The sequence below is a fragment of the Dietzia sp. E1 genome, assembly GCF_014145015.1.
Lineage (GTDB): Bacteria > Actinomycetota > Actinomycetes > Mycobacteriales > Mycobacteriaceae > Dietzia > Dietzia cinnamea_A.
This window is the reverse complement of sequence record NZ_JAALDU010000192.1, coordinates 1-2,528: the sequence shown is the minus strand read 5'-3', so window position 1 is coordinate 2,528 and position 2,528 is coordinate 1. Positions and strand designations below refer to the sequence as shown.

Here is a 2,528-nt window from a genome sequence, read left to right as displayed (position 1 = left end):
GAGGGCCCGCCGGTCCGATGAGAGCCCGCCGGAGGCAGCAGCCACCGCCGGGCCCTCGGTCGTTGGCGCGGCCCCGGCCTGAGCCCTCGTCGCCAGCACAGCCGCCCGCCAACCTGGCGTCTCGCGCGCACCGCGGTGACGGCGAGACGCCAGGTCGAGGAGCGGCTGCGGCCAACGCGGGCAGAAGCGGGAGCGAGACGCCAGGTCGAGGAGCGGCTGCGGGGCGGCTGCGGGGCGGAGAAATGCGGGACGGGCGGCCCCGGAACTGGGGACCGCCCGTCGGTGCGCTCGTGCCGCCGGTGCGCTCGTGCCGTTGGCGCGCTGTTGCTATCGGATCACAGCGGGAAGATGGCGTGCTTGCGCGGAAGCTCGACCCGCGTCTTGTCCCGGAGCTGCTCGAGCGCACTACGCAACACCAGCCGCGTGTGCGAGGGCTCGATCACCGCGTCGATGTAGCCCCGCTCGGCGGCCGTGTACGGCGTCGCGATGAACTCGTTGTACATGTCGATGAGCTGCTTGCGGAGCTTCGGCCCCTCCTCGGGACCCGCCTCCTCGATCTGACGGCGCTGCAGCAGATCGACCGCGCCCTCGGCGCCCATCACCGCGATACGGGCGGTCGGCCACGCGAAGTTGAGGTCACCGCCCAGGTTCTTCGAGCCCATCACCGCGTAGGCCCCGCCATAGGCCTTGCGTACGACGAAGGTCACCGTGGGCACCGACGTCGCCGCCACCGCGAAGCCCATCTTGGCGCCACGGTGGATGATGCCCAGCTTCTCCTGCTCCACACCCGGGAGGTAGCCGGGGGTGTCCACCACGAAGACCAGCGGGATCGAGTAGGCGTCGCACAGCATCATGTGCCGGGTCGCCTTCTCGGAGGCGTCGATGTCCAGCGCGCCGGACAGGTGGAGGGGCTGGTTGGCGATCACGCCCACCGGCTCGCCGTCGACACGCGCGAAACCCGTGATGATGTTGGAGGCGAACTGCCCCGACGTCTCCATGAACTCGCCGTCGTCGAACATCCGGATCAGCACGTCGTGCATGTCGTACGCGGCGTTGTCCGAGTCCGGGATGATCGTGTCGAGCTGCAGGTCCGACTCCGTGGTCTCCGGCTCGAGTCCCGGGTTGATCCGCGGGGCCTCCTCGCTGGCCGACGACGGCAGGTAGCTGAGCAGATTACGCACGTACATGAACGCGTCGTGCTCGCTGACGGCCACGTGGTTGACGTTGCCCCGCTTCGCCTGCTCGAGTGCGGACCCGAGCTCATCCATCGTGACGTCCTCGCCGGTCACCTGACGGATGACGTCGGGGCCGGTGACGAACATGTACGCCTGATCCTGGACGGCGATCACGAAGTCGGTCGTCACGGGCGCGTACACGGCACCGCCCGCGCACTTGCCGAGCATGATCGAGATCTGCGGAACGTACCCCGACGCGGGGTACTGACGCCGCGAGATCTCCGAGTAGTACGCGAGCGAGGTGACGGCGTCCTGGACCCGGGCGCCGCCCGAGTCGTTGATCCCGATGATCGGGCAGCCGACCTTGATCGCGAAATCCATGATGGCGCAGACCTTCTTGCCGAAGCCCTCGCCGACGGACCCGCCGAACACCGTGTTGTCGTGCGCGTACACCGCTACCGGGCGACCGTCGATCGTGCCGCGGCCGGTCACCACGCCGTCGCCGAACGGGTTGTCGGGGTTGCCCGGCGCCTTGACCAGTTGGCCCATCTCCACGAAGCTGCCCGCGTCGAGGAGCTCGGCGATCCGCTGGCGGGGAGGGGTCTGCCCCGCGGCGTCGCGGCGGGCCTTGGCCCGTTCGCTGCCCGGGTCCATGGCCTGCTCGGTCTTGACCCGCAGTTCAGCGAGCTTCTCAGCGGTCGTCTTGGCCGTCACGCGTTGGTTCCCTTCCGTACGCCCGCGTCGAGCTCCGTGAGTCGACGCGCCAGATGCTTACCGACCGTACCGACCACCGGCTCGTCGACCATCGCGAGGTGGTCCCCCTCGAGGTGGACCACCTCCAGATCGGTCACCACGGCGGCCCAGCCGCCGTCCGGGTCGATGCGCTCGTAGCGCGGCTCCAGTTCGATCGCCCCGTCGTGCATCCGCTCGGCCCGGTACAGCACGAACGGCACCTCGGCGCCGACGCCGGCCCACGAGCTCATGTCCGCGCTCTGCAGGATGCGGTTGTCCACGAAGCTGGCCCGCTGGTGCTCGATCACGCCGCCGCCCATCGCGTTGGCCTCGGCGCCCAGCACCCCCATCAACATGTCCAGCACGCCGTCCTCACCGTGCTCGGCCAGGAAGTCGCGCGGCACCTCCACGTCGAGCCCGTACGTCCGCTTGGCGAACTCCGAGTACCGCTTCCAGCGGGCCTCGGCCTCGTCGAGCGTGTCCGGGATCGGCTCGGACGGCTGCACGGTGTCCAGCAGGACCACCAGCGACACCTCGTCGCCCGCGGCCCGCAGCTGGCGGGCGACCTCGACGGCCAGCGCGCCGCCGAAGGACCAGCCGCCCAGCGCGACCGGGCGGCCC

General features: G+C 70.2%; 2 protein-coding genes. Both read right to left on the bottom strand.

Features of this window, described 5'->3' with window-relative positions; genetic code table 11:
• Window positions 1–335 precede the first annotated feature (335 nt).
• The gene (locus G6030_RS07655; protein ID WP_182642713.1) at window positions 336–1,829 is read right to left on the bottom strand and encodes an acyl-CoA carboxylase subunit beta; all 1,494 of its coding nucleotides are present in this window, start codon (window positions 1,827–1,829) and stop codon (window positions 336–338) included.
• A gap of 56 nt (window positions 1,830–1,885) precedes the next feature.
• A partial coding sequence (locus G6030_RS07650) for a thioesterase domain-containing protein (protein ID WP_241724235.1) occupies window positions 1,886–2,528 on the bottom strand: 643 nt, incomplete at its 5' end.

Bases quoted from the DNA above. Each gene is read 5' to 3' on its own strand.
- G6030_RS07655 (WP_182642713.1), bottom strand. From the start codon at position 1,829: ATGGACCCGGGCAGCGAACGGGCCAAGGCCCGCCGCGACGCCGCGGGG.